The sequence below is a fragment of the Prosthecobacter fluviatilis genome (genome assembly GCF_055388355.1).
This window is the reverse complement of the sequence record NZ_AP043782.1, coordinates 4,317,318-4,335,242: the sequence shown is the minus strand read 5'-3', so window position 1 is coordinate 4,335,242 and position 17,925 is coordinate 4,317,318. Positions and strand designations below refer to the sequence as shown.

Annotated in this window: 16 protein-coding genes; 11 read left to right on the top strand and 5 right to left on the bottom strand. The window is 61.2% G+C overall.

Annotated elements, in window-relative coordinates:
- Window positions 1-34: 34 nt before the first annotated feature.
- The 4 genes from tal (at window position 35) to ACZ5WW_RS16955 (ending at window position 3,801) form a co-directional block, all read left to right on the top strand.
- Window positions 35-973, top strand: a complete 939-nt coding sequence (gene tal / locus ACZ5WW_RS16970) for a transaldolase (protein WP_377166093.1) — start codon at window positions 35-37, stop codon at window positions 971-973.
- Window positions 974-1,070: 97 nt separating this feature from the next.
- The gene (hisF, locus tag ACZ5WW_RS16965; protein WP_377166095.1) at window positions 1,071-1,829 is read left to right on the top strand and encodes an imidazole glycerol phosphate synthase subunit HisF; all 759 of its coding nucleotides are present in this window, start codon (window positions 1,071-1,073) and stop codon (window positions 1,827-1,829) included.
- Window positions 1,830-2,164: 335 nt separating this feature from the next.
- Complete coding sequence (locus ACZ5WW_RS16960) at window positions 2,165-3,067, top strand: hydroxypyruvate isomerase family protein (RefSeq protein ID WP_377166097.1); 903 nt, start codon at window positions 2,165-2,167, stop codon at window positions 3,065-3,067.
- Window positions 3,068-3,129: 62 nt separating this feature from the next.
- Window positions 3,130-3,801 carry a DUF6348 family protein gene (locus tag ACZ5WW_RS16955; protein ID WP_377166099.1) on the top strand — a complete coding sequence of 224 codons (672 nt, stop codon included), beginning with the start codon at window positions 3,130-3,132 and terminating at the stop codon, window positions 3,799-3,801.
- A gap of 85 nt (window positions 3,802-3,886) precedes the next feature.
- Here ACZ5WW_RS16955 and ACZ5WW_RS16950 read toward each other — a convergent pair whose 3' ends face one another.
- Window positions 3,887-4,270 carry a hypothetical protein gene (locus tag ACZ5WW_RS16950; RefSeq protein ID WP_377166101.1) on the bottom strand — a complete coding sequence of 128 codons (384 nt, stop codon included), beginning with the start codon at window positions 4,268-4,270 and terminating at the stop codon, window positions 3,887-3,889.
- Window positions 4,271-4,453: 183 nt separating this feature from the next.
- Here ACZ5WW_RS16950 and ACZ5WW_RS16945 point away from each other — a divergent pair, with 183 nt between their 5' ends.
- Window positions 4,454-5,458: a phosphotransferase enzyme family protein gene (locus tag ACZ5WW_RS16945; protein WP_377166103.1), complete on the top strand. Its 1,005-nt coding sequence runs from the start codon at window positions 4,454-4,456 to the stop codon at window positions 5,456-5,458.
- A gap of 15 nt (window positions 5,459-5,473) precedes the next feature.
- On the opposite strand, the gene ACZ5WW_RS16940 is transcribed toward ACZ5WW_RS16945, so the two are convergent.
- Together ACZ5WW_RS16940 and ACZ5WW_RS16935 are read right to left on the bottom strand one after the other, a co-directional pair.
- A complete protein-coding gene (locus ACZ5WW_RS16940) occupies window positions 5,474-6,151 on the bottom strand; it encodes a L,D-transpeptidase family protein (protein WP_377166105.1) in 678 nt (225 codons plus the stop codon).
- Window positions 6,152-6,229: 78 nt separating this feature from the next.
- Window positions 6,230-8,083, bottom strand: coding sequence for an ABC-F family ATP-binding cassette domain-containing protein (locus ACZ5WW_RS16935; protein ID WP_377166107.1), 1,854 nt, complete (start codon window positions 8,081-8,083; stop codon window positions 6,230-6,232).
- Window positions 8,084-8,208: 125 nt separating this feature from the next.
- Here ACZ5WW_RS16935 and ACZ5WW_RS16930 point away from each other — a divergent pair, with 125 nt between their 5' ends.
- The 5 genes from ACZ5WW_RS16930 to ACZ5WW_RS16910 all read left to right on the top strand — a co-directional run bounded on the left by ACZ5WW_RS16930 (window position 8,209) and on the right by ACZ5WW_RS16910 (window position 15,105).
- Window positions 8,209-9,555: an NADase-type glycan-binding domain-containing protein gene (locus tag ACZ5WW_RS16930; RefSeq protein ID WP_377166109.1), complete on the top strand. Its 1,347-nt coding sequence runs from the start codon at window positions 8,209-8,211 to the stop codon at window positions 9,553-9,555.
- Between the two features lie 8 nt (window positions 9,556-9,563).
- The gene (locus ACZ5WW_RS16925; RefSeq protein ID WP_377166111.1) at window positions 9,564-11,981 is read left to right on the top strand and encodes a CapA family protein; all 2,418 of its coding nucleotides are present in this window, start codon (window positions 9,564-9,566) and stop codon (window positions 11,979-11,981) included.
- A gap of 63 nt (window positions 11,982-12,044) precedes the next feature.
- The gene (locus ACZ5WW_RS16920; protein ID WP_377166113.1) at window positions 12,045-13,154 is read left to right on the top strand and encodes a hypothetical protein; all 1,110 of its coding nucleotides are present in this window, start codon (window positions 12,045-12,047) and stop codon (window positions 13,152-13,154) included.
- A 38-nt stretch (window positions 13,155-13,192) separates the two neighbouring features.
- A complete protein-coding gene (locus ACZ5WW_RS16915; protein WP_377166115.1) occupies window positions 13,193-14,362 on the top strand; it encodes an outer membrane protein assembly factor BamB family protein in 1,170 nt (389 codons plus the stop codon).
- Complete coding sequence (locus tag ACZ5WW_RS16910) at window positions 14,359-15,105, top strand: TVP38/TMEM64 family protein (protein WP_377166117.1); 747 nt, start codon at window positions 14,359-14,361, stop codon at window positions 15,103-15,105. The genes ACZ5WW_RS16915 and ACZ5WW_RS16910 overlap by 4 nt, the downstream gene beginning before the upstream one ends.
- A 15-nt stretch (window positions 15,106-15,120) precedes the next feature.
- Here the strand turns inward: ACZ5WW_RS16910 and ACZ5WW_RS16905 are convergent, their stop codons facing one another.
- A complete protein-coding gene (locus tag ACZ5WW_RS16905; RefSeq protein ID WP_377166119.1) occupies window positions 15,121-15,561 on the bottom strand; it encodes a hypothetical protein in 441 nt (146 codons plus the stop codon).
- A 479-nt stretch (window positions 15,562-16,040) separates the two neighbouring features.
- Between ACZ5WW_RS16905 and ACZ5WW_RS16900 the strand changes: the two genes are divergently transcribed.
- Entirely contained in the window at window positions 16,041-16,865 is an 825-nt protein-coding gene (locus ACZ5WW_RS16900) for an FHA domain-containing protein (RefSeq protein WP_377166121.1), read from the top strand.
- A 51-nt stretch (window positions 16,866-16,916) separates the two neighbouring features.
- Here ACZ5WW_RS16900 and ACZ5WW_RS16895 read toward each other — a convergent pair whose 3' ends face one another.
- Entirely contained in the window at window positions 16,917-17,891 is a 975-nt protein-coding gene (locus tag ACZ5WW_RS16895; RefSeq protein ID WP_377166123.1) for a 3-keto-disaccharide hydrolase, read from the bottom strand.
- Window positions 17,892-17,925 lie beyond the last annotated feature (34 nt).

Sequence of the window (17,925 nt, the reverse complement as noted above, 5' to 3'; positions counted from 1 at the left end):
AGCCCTTACTCTCACCCCCCCAAAAAACCAGACTATGACCCAGCTCGACCAGCTCAAGCAGCACACCGTGGTGGTCGCCGACACCGGCGACTTCGAAGCCATGAAGGCCTACAAGCCCCAGGACGCCACCACCAATCCCTCCCTCATCCTCCAGGCTTCGCAGAAGGCTGAGTACAAGTCGCTGTTCGACAAGGCTGTGGCTGATGGCAAGTCCGGCGGCGTGGACGCCGTGATGGACAATCTCGTGGTGGCCTTTGGCCTGGAGATCCTCAAAATCGTCCCCGGCCGTGTGTCCACCGAAGTGGATGCCCGCCTGTCCTTTGACACGCAGGCGAACATCGACAAGGCGCGCCACCTGATCGGCATGTACGAGAAGGCCGGCATCAGCCGCGAGCGCATTCTGATCAAGATCGCCTCCACTTGGGAAGGCATCAAGGCGGCGGAAGTGCTGCAGAAGGAAGGCATCAACTGCAACCTGACGCTGCTTTTCAGCCTGGCCCAGGCCGTGGCCTGTGCGGAAGGCGGCATCAAGCTGATCTCCCCCTTTGTGGGCCGCATCCTGGACTGGTACAAGAAGAGCACCGGCAAGGATTTCGTGGGCGCTGAAGATCCGGGCGTGCAGTCGGTGACGCAGATCTACAACTACTACAAGCACTTTGGCTACAAGACCGAGGTGATGGGCGCCAGCTTCCGCAACAAGGGCGAGATCACCGAGCTGACCGGCTGCGACCTGCTGACGATCAGCCCCGGCCTGCTGGGCGAACTGGCAGCCAGCGAAGACGTCATCACGCCGAAGCTGAACGCCGCGAACGCGAAGTCCCTGAAGATCGAGAAGATCGGCAGTGACGAGAAGACCTTCCGCTGGCTGTTCAACGAAGATGCGATGGCGACTGAGAAGACCGCCGAAGGCATCCGCAACTTTGCGAAGGACATCGTGAAGCTGGAAACGATGGTGGCGGCCGCCCTGGGCTGAGACTGAGCCGAAAAGAGCGCTACGAAGTGAAAAAATCGGAGGATTCGTCCTCTGATTTTTTCCTTTTTTGGCTTTTTCGACGTATCCCCTTTTCCCTATGCTGACCAAACGCATCATCCCCTGCCTCGACGTGAAGGAAGGCCGTGTCGTGAAAGGCACGAAGTTCCTGCAGCTGCGCGATGCCGGAGACCCCGTGGAGTGCGCCCAGGTGTACAATGCCCAAGGCGCGGACGAGCTGGTGTTTCTGGACATCACCGCTAGCCACGAGGAGCGCAAGACGATGGTGGACGTGGTGGCACGCACGGCGGCCAGCTGCTTCATGCCGCTGACCGTGGGCGGAGGCATCCGCACCGTGGCGGACATGCGCGAGATGCTGCTGGCGGGCGCTGACAAGGTGGGGATCAATACGGCAGCGGTGAAGACGCCGCACGTGATCGACGAGGCGGCGAATGCGTTTGGCTGCCAGTGCCTGGTGGTGGCGATCGATGCGAAGCGCAATGAGCGGGGATCGTGGACGGTTTACACGCACGGTGGCCGCAACGCGACGGAGCTGGATGCGGTGGAATGGGCGGCGGAGGTGTGCAAACGCGGCGCTGGTGAAATCCTGCTGACGAGCATGGACTCGGATGGCACCAAGGCTGGCTACGACATCGCGCTGACCAAGGCCGTGAGCGAGGCGGTGAGCATTCCTGTGATCGCGAGCGGTGGTGCGGGCAATCTGGACCACATGGTGGACGTGCTGCGCAATGGGAAGGCGGACGCCGTGCTGGCGGCGAGCATTTTCCACTTTGGTGAGTACACCGTGGGGGATGTGAAGAAGTACCTGGGCGGGCATGGGGTGCCGGTAAGGCTGTAATGGAGTGAAGGAAAAGGCGCGGAGCTAGACGGCTTGCGGAGTGCTGCGGACTGGAAGTCCGCGCTCCTTGGCCTGGATTTGAATCCGGTCCGAACTGGTGGATTTTGTGAGCCACAGGCTGGCGCAGTGAGGGGCTGAAAGTCTGAGCGGAGATGGTTGGCGTGCACACCTGCCAGAAGCCGCACACGGAGTGTTCGGACCACTTTGCTGCCGCCTGTGCGATGCCCCATAGAAGCTTACCCGCGAGTCATGCTGCTGCCGCGAAACTACGAGGCGAAATACGAACCCTTATTCTGTGCTTGGAATCTTGCCGGGCGCCCATGTAAGTTGTGGGCATGACTCCATCCACGCTTTCCCGTCGTCAGTTCGGAACTCTTGCCAGTGTCAGTGCCATCGCGGCGATGCTGCGGTCTGAGGTGGAGGCGGCGGACAAGGCTGCGGGTGGCGTGGGCAAGGTGAAGCACTCGGTGTGCAAGTGGTGCTACAAGCAGATCCCGCTGGAGGATTTTTGCGTGGCGGCGAAGGAGATCGGGCTGGAGTCGGTGGAGCTGCTGGATCCGGCGGATTTTGCGACGGTGAAGAAGCATGGGCTGCACTGCGCGATGGTGAGCTATCCGACGATTGAAGCGCCGGGTGGTGTGAAGCTGGGGCCGATCCCGAAGGGCTGGAACCGGGTGGAGCACCACGACCTGCTGGTGCAGGCGTATGAGCCGCTGCTGCAGACGAGCGCAGAAGCGGGATTCAAGCAGGTGATCTGCTTCAGCGGGAACCGCGATGGCCTGAACGACGAGCAGGGGCTGGAGAACTGCGCGAAGGGGCTGACACGGCTGATGCCGCTGTGCGAGAAGCTGGGCGTGACGCTGGTGATGGAGCTCCTCAACAGCAAGGTGAACCACCCGGACTACATGTGCGACCACAGCGCCTGGGGCGTGGCTTTGTGCAAGAAGATCGGCTCGCCGCACTTCAAGCTGCTCTATGACATCTACCACATGCAGATCATGGAGGGGGATGTGATCGCGACGATCCGGCGTGACCATGAGTACTTTGCGCACTATCACACCGGCGGGGTGCCGGGGCGTGCGGAGATCGACGAGACGCAGGAGCTGAACTATCCCGCGATCATCAAGGCGATCCAGGAGACGGGATACACGGGCTATCTGGGGCAGGAGTTCATCCCGAAGCGTGCGGACAAGCTGGCCTCGCTGAAGCAGGGGGTGCAGATCTGCACGGTGGCCTGAAGCATGCGGTTACCATGCGTGCAGTTCTTTCCTTTCTAAGTGCGACCGTTCTTTTCGGAACGATGCTTTGCGGCCAAGAACCGAAGCTCCAGGAGGAATGGCGCGCCCATCTGGTGGAATGGCTGAAGCAGCATGGGGAGATGCGTATCCAGGAGGATGAGCGAGGCATTGGCATTGAGGGGAACGCATGCCGGCTGCAGGCGAAGCTCTATGGTTCAAACGCCACGGCCAACGGGACCTCGGCCGAGGTGGAGTACCGCATTTCGCTGCCCACGGGCCAGGTGGTGATCGAGTACGTGGCGGGAGTGGGCAAAACGCTGGATGAGGCCAAAAAGCAGGCGATGGCCAACTTCATCCTGACGACGTTTCATCCGATTTACCGGGCGTTTATCAATCCTGAAGATCCGCATCAGAGCGTGGAGAAACTGAATCTTTTGACCGGTCCGCGAGAAGTTGTTCTGGGGAACATGCTGGTTCTGGGGAACGCGAAGCTTTCCCAAGAAGAGATGGCGGCCTCAGCAGCCGAGGTGCGGCGTCTGATTTCCTCCGCCGAGGTGCCTGCAGGAACTCATTGGATCAAGATGGTGTTTGGCCAGCAAGACGGCAAGCCGTCAGTGGCATCTGTGACCATGGACAATGCAGATCACGAAGCGCTGACAGAGGCGCTGTCGAAACTGGCCTGGCCCAAGAAGGAGGGGTTTTTCATGTCGAAGGTTTTCATCATCGTGAAGTGAGCCTGAAGACCGGGCTGTTGTGCGGCATTCGTCATCAACCCAGATGGCCACCGAATCGAGACGGTGATCACGCACACTGCCTAGCTCAATCCGATACCATCCCTGTAGGGCACTGAACTTTGCAGGACCGGCAGATGATGATTGTTTCCTCGTCGCCGCCGAACCCGGTGAACCGCGATCTGAGTTCCGTTTTCCTGCTGCATAAAGGGCATTTTACGCGCTTCACATGGAATGCCGAGAGGGCGACGAAAAAGAACCCACCCAGCCCCAGACCGGCCATGTTTCCTGAAACATTCCACTCAGAGACCGGCCACAGCCAGTGCAACAGGATGGAGAGCACCATGACCGAGATGGACAGCAGGAGGCCGCGAACGAGGAAGCGTATTTTTGCCGCGACATAGGAAAGCACGCTTCTTTCGAACTCCTCGGATCTACGAAAGGCTTGTTCATCGCCGCCCATGGTTTTCATTCACCGCCATTAAAGCCCGGATGGAAGGGACGGGCCATTGCAAAACCAGCCGATGTTTGGCAGCGGGCGATGGCTCATGGAATGAATGATTTGTTGTTTTCCCACGAGGTTTGCCGGCAGACCGGCCTGCCTTTGCGGAGCTTGACAATGAAGGGCCATCACCTAGTGCGATGATTCCGCAGCATGATCACGCACGACCATCTGGCACTGCTGGCCCGGCCCTATGGGCTGGGGCCTGACGGCCTGGAGTTTGTGCGCAGCAATCAGAACCATGTGTACCTGGGCCGGCGTGGGGACAGAAAGTGCATTCTTCGGGTCTCCACCGGGAGGCACCGAAGTGGTGAGCAGGTGCAGGCAGAGCTGGCCTGGATCGAATTTCTCGCAGCTGAGGGCGTGCGCGTGTGCAGGCCTATTCCAGCACTGAATGGGGACATCTGCGTGGCTCTGAACACCGCAGGCACAGACTGCATCGTGACGTGCTTTGAGCACGCGCCCGGGCGCAAAATCATGCAGGGGGACATCGCGCCGCCGATCTATGAAAAGCTGGGCGGAGTGCTGGCAGAGCTGCACCGCCACACGCTGCGTCTGCCCGCAGACCATGCTGCGCGGGCCCGGCCACACTGGCATGAGTCGCGGCTGCTGCGGGAGGATGTGGCGGAGCTGCGGGGGCGGCTGTCACCTGCCTTTGTGGAAAGCCTCGCGGATCTGATGGAGAAACTGCGAGAGCTGCCGGTGACTCCGGAAACCTACGGGCTCGTGCATGCCGACGCCTGCCTGGGAAACTGCTTTGTGGACGATGGCCAGCTGTGGATTTTTGATTTCGACAACTGCGAGCACGGGCACCTGACGCAGGATTTTGCGACCATCCTGTATGACTCGATCTACTGCAGGGTGCTCAACCAGTTTGCCGATGATGGGCTGAACGACCGCATCGCGCCACTCTGGGCAGCGTTGTGGAGGGGCTACGCACAGGGAGGCCCGCTGGCAGCCATGGACGCAATGCAGCTCAAGCACTTTTTCCTGCTGCGCGAAGCAGTGATCTACATTCACTACCACCGGACGCTGGACATGGCCGCAGTGGGGGATTCATTCCAGGCGGGGCTGGAGGTGATGCGGAGGAATGTGGAGGCGCAGACCCACCAGGTGGACTTTGACAGACTGGCCGCGCTGAGCTGCACCGCCATCTGAGCATGCCGCCAGCGATCAGGGCACGATCTTCACAGGCGTGCCGACGGAGGACTCGTGGTAGAAAATCTCCGCCATGCGATGTGGAAGGCGGATGCAGCCGTGGGAAGCGGGATAGCCGGGGAGATAGCCTTCGTGCATGCCTACCGCGCCGGTGATGCGCATGAAGAAGGGCATCTTGGCAGCGTCAAACAAAGCGCCGGGGGGGCGGGCATGCTTGCGGACGTCCACGTCGCGCTTCAGGACGGTGCCGTCCTTGCTGACGTACTCGCCAAAGAGGGAAGATTTGTGATCAATGTCCTTCTCAAGGACGCTGAAATTGCCGGCTCTGGTGGCCATGCCTTCCCGCCCTGACGAAATGGGCGAAGTGCCGGCGAGCTGGCCGCCCTTGTAGAAGTAAACTTTCTGCTCGCTGAGCGAGATCACCATGCGAGGGGGGCCGGCCATGTTTTCGCCATGCCACTGGCCCTGGTCCAGGACAAACGGCTGAAGGCGGGAGGACTTCCGGTCCCGGGGGGGGAGCTGCTGCTTTTTGACCACGATCTTCTGGACCCAGTAACCGCCACCGCCCGGAAGCGGGCGACGGATGAGGACCTCTCTCTGATCCGAGCAGGAGAGGAGGCTGACGGAGAGCAGGAGCAGCAGGGTGCGCACTGTACCAAGCCGCAAACCAAGTTCATGGAATGACAAGTTCACGCCGCGGGGTAAAACACAGCCCCCAAGGGCACGCAACTGTTTTCAAAGGCCGGAATGAGGGGGGTGGGCGACTTTGTGTCAGACAGGCTTCAGTTTTTCCATCTCCTCGGTGGCTTTTTCCCAGTCGGCGGTGATTTGGGCGAGCTTGGGTTCCAGCTCTTCCAGCTCCTGGCTCAGGGCGCGGAATTGGGCGGCGTCGGCGTAGGTGGCTTCATCCTGCAGGAGGCCGACGATTTCGACTTTGCGTTTGTCGAGTGTGGCGAGCTCCTGCTCGATTTTGAATATGCGGAGATCGAGCTCCTTTTTGGCCTTGCTGTAGGCGTTGCGGGCCTCGGCTTCGGCGCGGCGCTGCTGCTTGCTCTTGGGCGGCTCTTTCGCCGCAGGGGCGGCGCTGTAGCTGGTAGGCTGGGCGTTGTGGAGGGTGGCGGTGAGGGCCTCGCGGGCGGAACCGGCCTTGGACTTGTCGAGGTAGTACTGGTAGTCGCCAGCGTAGGGGGTGATGACGCCGGCACTGACGTGGAGGACGCTCCTGGCCATCTGACGGATGAAGTGCACGTCATGGCTGATGAAGACGAGGGTGCCTTCGTATTGCTCGAGCGCGCCGATGAGGGCATCGATGCTGCCCATGTCGAGATGGGTGGTGGGCTCGTCCATGAGGAGGAAGTTGGGCGGATCGAGCAGGAGGCGGACGAGGACGAGGCGGGATTTTTCACCCCCGCTGAGAACGCCGACGGGCTTGAAGACGTCGTCTCCATGGAAAAGGAAGGAGCCGAGGAGAGTGCGGCACATGTTTTCACCGGGACGGCTGGGGAGGTCCATGGCGGACTGCAGGACGGTGTGGCGCATGTTGAGCACATCACCACGATACTGGGCGAAGTAGCCGAGCTTGACGTTGTGGCCGAGCTCCCGTGTGCCGGCCTGCGGATTCAGGGCTCCGGCAAGGAGCTTCAGCAAGGTGGATTTGCCGGCGCCGTTTGGGCCGACGAGGACGGTGCGCTGGCCGCGCTCGATTTCGAGGTCGAGGCCGGTGTAAACGGGCTGCTGGCCGTAGGCGAAGTCGACCTCTTTCATGCGGATGACTCGCTGGCCGCTGCGCGGGGGCTGGGGAAAGCGGAACTTCACCGTCTTGGCATCGGCCACAGGGGCATCGATCTTCTCGATGCGATCGATCATCTTGGCCTTGTCCTGGGCGCGGGAGGCGAAGTTGGCCTTGGCCTTGAACTTGTCCACCCAGGCCTGCATTTTGGCGAGTTCGCGCTGCTGATTGTCATAGGCACCCTGGAGCTGCTCCATGCGGGCGGCTTTTTCGCGGACGTAGTCGTCGTAGTTGCCGGTGTAGCGGGTGATCTTGCTGTGGGCGATTTCGAGGATGCAGTCTGTCAGCGCATTGAGGAATTCGCGGTCATGGGAGATCATGAGGATCGCGCCCGGGTAGCTCTGGAGGTAGGTCTGGAACCAGATGAGGGATTCGAGGTCGAGGTGGTTGGTCGGCTCATCGAGCAGGAGCAGGTCGGGCTCCTGCACCAGCAGGCGGGCGAGGTGGGCGCGCATGACCCAGCCGCCGCTGAGGGTGCGGGCGTTGCGCTCAAAGTCGGACTCGCGGAAGGCGAGGCCGCTGAGGATGCGCTTGGCCTTGGGCTCGACCTCCCAACGCTGATGCTCATCGATGTGGCCGGTGGCCAGCTCCAGCACGGTGACGTCGTCAATGGGTGCGCTCTCCTGTGGCAGAAAGCCGAAGCTGATGCCGCGCTCCATCACCACCTTGCCCTCGTCCGGGACGGTGTCCTGCAGCAGGAGGGAAAAGAGGGTGGACTTGCCGGCTCCGTTCGGGCCGATGAGGCCGATTTTTTCGCCACGGTTGATGTGAAACGACACCTGGCTGAAGAGGGTACGGCCGGCGTAGGTTTTGCTGACATTGGAGACGGAGAGCATGAGGGAAGAGGGCGCGTATAGTGGCGGTGATTTGGGCGGTGTCGAGGACGCAGGCAAGACGGAGCGCGCGCAGGCAGTAAAATCCGACCTTGGAAAAGAAAACTCATGGATATTATCCGATGTCCATGACGAGGTTCTTTTTCCCCCTTCTTTTCAGTCTGCCTCTTGTTGCGTCGACAGCACTGGCCAACGGGGGAGGTTACGCAAGCAGCATCACCACAGCAGGACCGTTCCAACCCATAGGCATCGAGCAGGTGGAGATGCTTTCGGAGCGTTTGAATATCGATCTGCAGATCGAACACGCGGCCATCCGGGTGGAATACCTGCTGCACAACCCTGGGAAGAAGGTCAAGATCGAGGCGGGGTTTCCCGTTTCCGAGACGCCCCCCAACTACGTGATGCCGGGAGCACCCGCGCCTGCCGTGAATCCAAAGGCCCGGCTTGCGACCGCCCTCACCGAGCATCTGCAAGGTTTTGAGGCCACGCTCGACGGCAAGCCGCTGGAGTTTGAACTGATCCCTGACAAGCTGGAGCTCAAGAAGATTGGTCCCGCAGGAGCGGACCGGAAAGTCACCGGCTGGTACAAGGTGAAGTTCAATTTTGACGCAGGCCAGGCACGCAAGCTGGTCGTGAAGTACAAGCAGAGCTCCATCTGGAGGTTCACCTACCTCTTTTCTGCGGCAGGAATGTGGAAGGGGCCGATTCGTGACGGCATTGTCACGGTGCGTCCCATGGGACGGCCGAAGGCGGAAATCGCATTCAACCATCCGAAACGGTTCGAATGGAAAGAAGACCACTGGGAATGGGTTTTCCACGATTTCGAGCCGACTCTGGAGGACGATCTGGAAATCCAGGAGCCTTCAGGCAAAGGAATCGTTCTCTTTGACATCAATGAGTCCAGTGAAACCGACTCGATGAACGGGCTGAAGAGTGTCTATGCGGCCAAGAACGGCAAATGGGTGAATGACCGCTACCGCGCCGAGAGCTGGGCCCTGCACCACAACAGCTTTCAGGTCAGCGCGAGTTCCGAACTGCCTGATGAGAACGGCATCAGCTACAAGGCGGAAAACCTGCGACAGGAAGATGCAAAGCACGCATGGATCGAAGGTGTGGCCGGAGAGGGGCTGGGCGAGTCTCTTGTCATCACACCCGACAAACCCGCGCACATCCGGCAGCTCGGCATAGTGAACGGGTATGTCAAATCCGATGAGCTCTACGAAACCAACGGGCGGGTGTCCGCGCTGGATGTCAGCGTGAACGGAGGCAAACCGTTTCGTGTGCTGATACCTGACGAATGCCTGAACACCCGCATGTTTTACATCGACCTGCCAGCGTCCAAAGAACTGGTGAAAACGATCAAACTCACCATCGCGGGGGTGTATCCTGGGTCGAAATTTCATGACACGGCGATCAGCCGCATCGTGCTGGTGCAACCACTCGACAAAGCGCCGAAGATCCTGCCAATCCGCTGATTCACGCCATGAAATCCGCGTGGATCGCCTGCTTGTTTGCCGGTCAGGCGCTGGCGCAGACGCTGCCGGTCCACATTGAGGAATCGCATGCAGGGGTGTTTTACCATTTGGTGGAAACGCTGCCGCTGAGCGAGGCACATACGCTGGTGCTGATCGATGCGCATTGTGATGCGAATGGGATGGCAAATTCGGATGAGATCCGCAAGGCGATCCGGCGTGGGCCGACGCTGAAGCAGCGGGCGGAGATGCTGGCAGAGTGGCGAAGTACGGGGAAGATCCAGTGCTACAACTGGATCGAGCCGCTGATGCCGGCGCCCATCGCGGAGGTGATCTGGATTCCGAGGGCGCGGCTGAGTGAAGAGGAGCGGGTGGCGCTGGAGACGGATGCGCGCGAGTACCTGGATGCGCATGAGGAGGCGCTACCACGCGAGGCGGGGGCGCTGGGGCCGCGGTACCGGGTGATGAGTCTGGAGGGATTTGCGCATGAGGCGAAGAGCTGGCCGGAAGCGAAGCCGGTGGTGGCGAGCGTGGATCTGGACTATTTTGCGAAGACGGCGGATGCAGAGCTGGAAGCGCAGTTGGAAGGGATGATGGAGATGCTGCTGCACCTGCGGGCGCTGAGGGGGCTGAGCTTTGCGATTTCCTCGCCCTATCTGCGAGATGCTGCGCAAGGGGAGAGGCTGGTGACACTGGCGCTGGATGCAGCGTGGCGGATTCCGAATGCGGAGGTGCATTTTGATCCCTTTGCGAAAACGGGGCCGGACCGCTCGCTGATGGCGCGGCTGCTGGAGAGGCAGGGCAAGAGGCTGCCGGAGTTTGATGTGACGAAGGCGGGGCCGGAGCTGCGGAGTGTGCTGCTGCAACACTGGCGGCACCCGCAGGGTGAGGAACTGCTGGAGAAGTGGGCCGGGGAGCCGTTTCAGCACCGCATCCAGGTGCCTGGGAAACTCAAGGCACCCAATGGCAGCTGGGAACTGGAGTTTGATCCAGAGGCGATTTTGGAACTCGAGCCCGCACCCATCGGAGCGCGCGTGCGCTGGTGGCAACTGAGTGCGGCAGAGACGAGCTACCGGATCAGCGATGCGAACCTGGGATTCGCGGCACATGCCCCGCGCTGGATGTGGCAGAAGCGAAGGCTTCTGGCGGAAGGTCCGGCGCTGGGACGCCTGAAGCTCGAGCAGCTGATGCGTGGTGCGGACTGCGGCACGTTTGAGATTTATGCGGAGGTCATTCGTGATGGCGAGAGCACACGCACGCCGGCGGAGATCGTGCGGGTGAGCAAGCCGGGGACGACGGGAGCGCGAGCGGGGTGGAGCCGGCAGTTTGGACTGCCGTATGTGTTTGACTCGCGCCTGCTACAGCGTGGCACTCAGACTGGGGCTGAGGCAAGGTACGGTGCGGACTGCGCCAACTTCATCACGGCAGCTCTGCGCGCGGATGGCTGGCTGCTGCCGTGGGGGAGCCCGGAGGATGTGCGACCATTCCTAACCCGCTGCGATGCTGCGCAGACACCGCTGCTGCTGCACTTTGGCTCGCATCTGGCGGCTGTGTGGGAGGACAGGCCTCCTGTGGGCCAGCTGGACGATGCGGACCTGTGCGTGCATCAGCTTGAAGGGCTGCCGGAAATTCTTCCTTATGCGAAGCTGCGCCAGCGCAGGCGCAAACCCGTTCTGATGACGATACGGGAGCCGGAAGAGGTGATCCGCATCGCGGTTTGCGGGGATCTGATGCTCGGGCGCAGCATCGCCAGTCTGGCAGACCCGCTCAAGAATGTGGCCCCGATTTTGAAGCGCGCGGATCTGGCGCTGGGAAATCTCGAATGCGTGATCGGCACGACCAAGCCGCGCGACCGGCTGCAGCTCATCGCCCCGCCGAAATGCGCCAACCTTTTGCGCGAGGCTGGGCTGCATGGTCTGAGCGTGGCGAACAACCATGCGCTGGACCTCGGGCCTGAGGGCCGCGCAGCCACTGAGGAAGCACTGCGGAGGGAGCACTTGGTGCCCATCGGTACAGCGGCTCGCATCTTTGATGTGAAGGGGAAACGGATTGCGGTGCTGGCCTTGGATGATTCGCGGGAAGATGCGACGGTGACTGAGCCCGGCATCCAGGCGGACTACGTCATCGCCCTGCCGCACTGGGGCAGAGAGCACCGGACAGTGCCTACGGCGCGGCAGCGGGAGATGGCGGCGCGGCTGATGCAAAGCGGGGTGCAGCTCATCGCCGGAAGCGGGCCGCATGCGCTGCAGCCGCTGGAGCATCTGTATGCCGGGAGTGTGGCCTTCTCCCTGGGCAACACCGTTTTTGACGGCCCCGGGCCGGATGCGGAGTGGGACCGGGGCGCGGTGCTGGAGGTGACACTGGATGCCAGGACCTGCCGCCCGGTGAGGATGCGCATGATCGAGGTGCGGGCGCAGCCGCAAGAGTGAAAAAGGTGACGAAACTCAAGCTTGGCTCGGTGCGTTCTTTGTGAAAGCTTGCCGTTCCACTGTATGAAACTGAAATCCGTCTGTCTCTTCACCCTTGCCGCCGTGTCTTTGCAGGCGGCGGAGGATTTGTCGAAACCCATCGAGACGCTGCGCGCGGTGCAGCGGGAGGGTCAGGGCAATGAGGCGGCGGGACAGGCGTGGCAGGAGATCGTGAAGGCGGACCCCGCCGCGCTGCCGGAGGTGCTGAAGGGCATGAACGGGGCCAATCCGCTGGCGGAAAACTGGCTGCGTGCCGCCGTGGGCGTGCTGGCGGATGAGGCGCTGCAGGCCAAGAAGCTGCCGGTGGAGGCGCTGGTGACGTTTCTCAAAGACACGCACAACAGCCCCGGAGCTCGAGTGGTGGCGTATGACCTGATCCATAGAGCCGATGAAAAGCTTGCGGAGGACCTGACCCCGACTCTGCTGGAAGACCCCAGCTCTGACCTGCGCCGCCACCCGGTGGCCAAGCTGATCGACGCCGGCACTGCGGCGCTGGAAAAGAAGGACAAGGATGCGGCGGTCTCGGCCTTTGGCAAAGGGCTGGCGGCGGCACGCGACGAGGACCAGATCAAGACGCTGGCCAAGAAGCTGCGGGAGCTGGGCCAGAAGGTGGACCTGCCCAAGCATTTCGGCTTTCTCATGAGCTGGAAGATGATCGCACCTTTCAGCAACGCTGACCGCGGTGGGTTTGCCACGGAGTATCCGCCGGAGAAGGAGCTGAAGTTTGACGCGGCCTACGAAGGCAAGACCAAGGAGGCGAAGTGGGTGGACTTCACCAGCACGGATGAGTACGGCAAGATCGACTTCAACAAGCCCTTTGGCATGGAGAAGAGCGTGGTGGGCTATGCGGCCACCGATTTCTACAGCACCGAGGACCGCCCGGCGGAGATCCGCATCGGCTGCAAAAACGGCTGGAAGGTGTGGCTGAACGGAGAGCTGCTCTTTGCCCGTGACGAGTACCACCGCGGAGCCAAGCTGGACCAGTACAAGCTGCCCTGCCAGCTCAAGAAGGGCAAGAACACCATCCTGGTGAAGTGCTGCCAGAACGAGCAGACGGAGCAGTGGACGGTGGAGTGGGAATTCCAGCTGCGCGTGTGCGATGCCACGGGCACGGCGATTCTGGCCAAAAACTAAAAGATGAAATCTGAAACATCCAAGAATCTGACCGAGTCATGAAGACCACCTCCCTTTTTTTAGCATTTAGCTTTTATCTTTCTTCCTTCGCCCACGCCGACTGGCTGCAATTTCGCGGACCGAATGCCTCGGCGGTTTCCACCGAGGCCGAGACACCGGGGGATGACCTCAAGGTGGCGTGGTCGGCGGATCTGCCGGGGCGCGGGCTCTCGGCACCGATCGTGGTGGGAGACCGTGTGTTTGTGACGTGCTCCAGCGGCCCAGGACAGGAGACGCTGCATGTGTTCTGCTTCAATGCAGCGGATGGCAGCAAGCGCTGGGAACGCGTGATGCGCACCACCGGCCGCACGATGACGCACAACAAGACCTGCGTGGCGGCCAACACCCCGTGCAGCGACGGAGACCATGTGTTTGCGCTGTTTTCCTCCAACGACCTGTTTGCCTTCGATCTCGACGGCAAGCTGCTCTGGCTGCGCGGTCTGACGTATGACTACGCCAATGCCAGCAACAGCCTGGGCATGTCCCAGTCTCCGGTGGTGGTGGATGGCACGCTGGTGGTGCAGAGCGAGAATGACAGCGAGTCCTTTGCCGCAGGCCTGGACGTGGCCACCGGCCGCAACAAGTGGAAGCTGGAGCGCCCCAAGGCAGCCAACTGGAGCAGCGCCACAGTGTGGAAAAACGTGGTGGCCCTGCAGTCGAGCAAGGGCATCCTGGCCGTGGAGCCTGCGACTGGCAAAACGGTGTGGGATTACAGCGACGGCGCGAGCACCATCCCCTCCAGCGTGGGCACGGGCGAGGCGCTGTATGCGGTGTCTCATGGCATCACGGCACTGGCTCCGGAAAAGGGCGCGGTGACGCAGCTGTGGCGCAATGAGAAGCTGAACCCGGGCACTGCCAGCCCGCTGGTGCTGGGAGACTCCATCTATGTGGTGAACGGCGCGGGCGTGCTGATCAAGGCGAGCCTGAAAAACGGCGATGAAGCGTGGAAGCTGCGCCTGAAGGGGCCCTTCAGCGGATCGCCGGTGGCGGCGGGCAAGCGCATCTACATCGTGAATGAGCGCGGCATTTTCCAGGTGATCGACCCCGAGGCACCTGAAGGCAAGGTGCTGAAGGAGGTGGAACTGAAGGAGACGGTGCTGACGACGCCGGCGATTTCCAAAGGTGCGATCTATGTGCGCAGCGACGCGAAACTGTGGAAGCTGCAATGATGGCGACACCTGAAGAGCCGCCTCAAGAGCTGGAAGAACTGGACGCCTCCACCGCCACAACGGTGGAGCAGGAGACCTCCCGGGCGCTGGGCAAGGAGACACGCCAGGTGCTCTTTGCCGTGCTGCTGGTGGCCGCCTTCATGGTGCTGGCGCAGTTCATCACGCCGCTGAAAGCGTGGGTCACCAACGTGCAGACGTGGAAGGAGATGGTGCGCCAGTTTGGCTGGGGCGCGCATGCGATCTTCATGGCCGCCTGCGCAGGCAGTGTGATGCTGGGCGTGCCGCGCCTGCCGCTGTGTGCCGCTGCGGGGCTGGTGTTTGGATTTGGCGAAGGTCTGGTGCTGTCGCTGGTATCATCCACGCTGGGATCTTATGGAGCCTTTATCTTATCACGTCATGGGTTTCGGAGAGCTGTTGAGTCTCGGGCGGAGAAATGGCCGTGGCTCAAAAAATTGCTGAAAAAGCCATCTGTGCTCAGGGTGTTCTGGGTGCGGCAGCTCATGGTGCCGGGACTGGTGCTGAATGTGCTGCTGGGCATGACGCCGGTGAAGCATACGCGCTTTCTGCTCGGCACCGCACTGGGCTACCTGCCGCTGAATGTGGCCTTCAGCCTGGTGGGAAGCGGCCTTGGCAAAGGCAGCCTGACCACCACTCTGACACAGCTGCTGAGCGCCATGGCTGTGATCAACATCGCCGCATGGCTGGTGTACAAGGTGATGAAGAAACAGAAGGCGAACGGCTGAAGCAGCGGACCCGGCTCAGTGCATGGCATGCCATGCCAGCGTATGATTTTCCGCATCTGCGGCTTCATTGCGCACGGCAGCCACGACGAAGGCTGCCAGAGCAATGAGAACCGCCGCCGGAAAGATGAGGATCAGCAGCGGCAGCAGCATGATGAAAGCCAGCGGGCCGAGCACGAGGCTGAGAGCCAAGGTCTCCCAGCCGAACTGCTTCAGCTTGAGTCCGACAGGAGGCATGCCCTGCTGGCCGCTTCTGACCCAGACGTGGTCCTGCCGGAGCCAGACGAGCAGGGGGCGCAGAGCCTGGCGGAAGGGCCTGAGGAAGGTGGCCTGCATGCGGCGAAACTGCCAGATGCGGTGAAGATTGCGGATGACAAAACGCGCTTCGGCGTTGCGGGCACTGGCGGCTTCCTGAAACGAGGCCGCCTGCCCTTGAAGAGGAGCAGGGATCGTGTTCATAGGCGTGATGGTTGTGATATAATACGAACCATCCCCCTGGCTTCTGGCACAAACACTCCGCAAATCTCAGCCAGCCCTGCCGTGCATGGAGCAGGCCCGGCAGCCTGCACAGAGGTCGCAGCTGACCGAGTGGGGATTCTCAAGGCACTTGGGACAATGAACGCAGAGCATGCAAAACGGACGCTGTGTGCCAGCTACGCCGGGAGTGCAGGGCTGCCTCTTGGCAGCACTGTCGGATGAAGCAGCACAGGCCCTGGAAGAGCGCGTCTGTTTGAGTTCCAAAACATCAGTTTTCATGAATGCGTAGATGAGTGCTCCAACGCATCGGGCGCTTTTGAAAAACGCGCTATTGGCAGACCTGCCAATACGTGAACTTTTTTTTGCTCACGTTGCACATCGCATGCTCCTGCGCAGAATTCCCCATGCCAGTGAATGCCGGGATGAAGGATCAACCAGCCCTTTTAAAATGGAGTGGAGGCGTGCACACGCTCACAGGCCCGTGTTTCATTGGCCGTCGTTCGGACAACGACATCCCCATCAACAATGTACAGGCTTCGCGAAGGCATGCGGTGCTGATGCAGCTGGGCGATGACTGGTGGATCAATGACCTGGGCAGCCGCAACGGAGTGATCGTGAACGGCATGCGCCTGAGCTGCGCGCGCAAACTGCGCAACGGTGATGAAATACGCATCGCCAACCAGCGGCTGACTTTCTGCAACTCGGCACAGTCGGCCCCGCATCACAGCTCCATCATGGGCAAGACGACGGAGCTCGCATATCAGACCGTAAGCGACGGGCCGCTATCTGCAGTCACGTGCGAACTTCTCATCGTGACGGAGCATGGGGAGATTCTCGAAGGGGACAAGGCGGCCCACTGGTTCTTTGGCAAAACTCTTGAGCGTGCGCCCGGAGCCCAGCATTACTTTCTGCCACCGGCCGTGCGCCAGTGGCTGCATCAGCTGGCGGACAATAACGAAAACATTTTCCCGCCGCTGGAAATGGAGCAGGAGGGGCAGCGCATCGTGCTCTCGCTGGCCCGGTGCAAAGAAGACCGCTTTTATCTTCTGGGCCGTGTGGAGTCACTCATGTTTTCCATCGCACGTCTGCAGAGCCTTGGCCTGACCGAGCGTGAAGCCGAGGTCATGCATTGGGTGTGCGAAGGGAAGAACAACCCTGAGATCGCACAGATTCTGGATGTGACGCTGCACACGGTGAACCGGCACAACGAACACATTTTCAAAAAGCTGGCCGTGGACAACCGGCACAAGGCCATCAAGGCCGTGAAGGAACGCCTGGGGGTGTGAGACGAAAGCCTGGTGGCCTCCGCCTCGCACCAGCAAAGAAACGTTTTAGGATTACTTCACCACGGGGGTGAGCACCATGTTGCGGTAGTCGACGTTGGTGTGGTCGCCCTGGAGGTAGATGGGGCCGGGCTTGAACTCATCGCTGGTCATGGCGCCGCCGGTGCAGCCGAGCACGGGGGCGTTGTCGATGATGGTCTTGCCATTGAGGATGACGGTGAGGTGGCGATCCACGAGGGTGATGTCGAGGGTCTGCCATTCGCCGATGGGCTTTTCAGCGGCGACGCTGGGGGTGATGCGGCTGTAGAGCGCGCCCATGTGGTGGGAGTCCAGCGGCTGGCCAAAGCTTTCCATGACCTGAACTTCATAGATGCCACGCAGGTAGATGCCGCTGTTGCTGCCCTCCTGGGTGCGGACTTCGGTCTTGAGATTGAAGTCTTCAAACTCGGCGTCGGTGCGCAGATTGCCGAAGTGCTTGTCCTTGGCCTTGACGACGCGGTTTTGCAGCACGCCGTCCACGACGCTCCAGCCATTGTCCACGCCTTCCTTGAGCAGACGCCAGCCGGTGAGGTCCTTGCCGTTCAGGAGCTGGATGGGGGCGCCAAATTTCACCTTGGAAAGGTCAGGTGCAGGCGGCACGTCGGGGATGCGCTTGCCGGCAAAGTCCTGCGGCTTGCCGATGTCCTTGCCCTCGGCGTTTTTCTTGGAGGTGGTGAGCTTAAGGTTTTCGCCTTCGATCTTGGCGGTGATGGTTTCGATGGCGGCCAGCTTGCCCTCCTTGTTCTTCTGCTCGCGGGTCACGAAGAGTGTGTCTCCTTCGATCTTGGTGCCGGCGGTGGGCACCACGCTGCCGCCGCCCCAGAGCACGCTGGAGCTGAGGGCACCGTCCTTGGACTCAACGCCGAGCCAGCCTGCGCCGCCTCCGGGAATCGTGAGCGCCCAGCGGCCGACGAAGGGACTGTCTGCGGCCTGGAGAAGAGTGCCGAGGCTGAACACGGCGGCGATGGAAAGGGAACGAAGCGGGAGCATGATGGCGGGTGGTATGGGTAGGATGTTGAACGAG